Annotated in this window: 1 protein-coding gene; it reads right to left on the reverse strand. The window is 73.7% G+C overall.

The annotated features are described in order from the left end of the window. Positions 1-47: 47 nt before the first annotated feature. Positions 48-878 (reverse strand): 2,3-dihydro-2,3-dihydroxybenzoate dehydrogenase, encoded by an 831-nt coding sequence (locus ADK55_RS16185; protein WP_053679349.1) that lies wholly within the window; start codon positions 876-878, stop codon positions 48-50. Positions 879-1,009: the final 131 nt, after the last annotated feature.

Consider the following 1,009-nt stretch of genomic DNA (forward strand, 5'->3'; position numbering starts at 1 on the left):
GCTCGGGGGGCTGCGGGTGGGGGTGGGGCGGGAGGGGCCGGCGCGCGTCAGCGCAGGGTGGCCCCGCCGTCCACGTACAGGTCCTGCATGGTGATGTGGCGGGCCTGTTCGGGGCAGAGGAAGACCACGGCGTCGGCGACGTCCTGCGGGGCCGCGATCCGGGCCAGCGGGATGCCGGTGCGGTACGTCGCGAGGTCGCCTTCGAGGACCCGCCGGGGTGCCTCGTCGTCGGTCCACAGGGAACGCTGCATGGGAGTGTCGGTGGAGCCCGGTGCCACCACGTTGCAGCGGACCCCGTGGCGGGCGTACTCCAGTCCGACGCACTTGGTGAACATGACGGCGGCCGCCTTGGAGGCGGCGTAGGCGGCCATGCCGGTGCGGGGGATGCCCGCCGCGTTGGAGGCGACGGTGACGATGCTGCCCGTCCCGCGCGCGGCCATGCCCGGGGCCACGGCGCGCGAGGTGTGGAAGACGCCGGTGGTGTTCACGGCGAAGGTCAGCGACCAGTCCTCGTCGGTGAGTTCGGCGGCCGGCGCGGTGCGCAGCACGCCCGCGACGTTGACCAGGATGTCGATGGGGCCCAGGTCCCGTTCGATCCGGGCGACGCGCTCGTCGACGGCGTGCCGGTCGGTCACGTCGAGCTGGTAGGCGCGGGCGACGCCGGACTCCGTACCGGTTCCGGGAGTGGTGTCCCCGGTGTCCCGGTTGAGTTCGTCGACCCATGTGGTGACGGTCGGGCCGCGCAGATCGGTGGCGGCCACGGTGGCTCCCAGCGCGTGGAGCGAGCGGGCCACCGCCTCGCCTATGCCCTGGCCCGCGCCGGTCACCAGGGCCACTCGTCCGGCGAGTCGGGGTCTGCCGGGCACTCTGTCGGACATGTCATTCCCCCTTAGAATAAGGTAAGCCTAACCTAAGTGAATCGGTTCGCCTAGTCCGCCCCCGGCACGCCCCCGGCACGCCCCCGGCACGCCCCCGGCACGCGCCGGGCGGGGGCCGGGCAAGCCCCGGG

This window comes from Streptomyces sp. WM4235 (assembly GCF_001279725.1).
Classification (GTDB): domain Bacteria; phylum Actinomycetota; class Actinomycetes; order Streptomycetales; family Streptomycetaceae; genus Streptomyces.

Excerpts from the sequence above, each read along its gene's own strand:
- ADK55_RS16185 (WP_053679349.1), bottom strand. The coding sequence starts at position 878 with ATGTCCGACAGAGTGCCCGGCAGACCCCGACTCGCCGGACGAGTGGCC.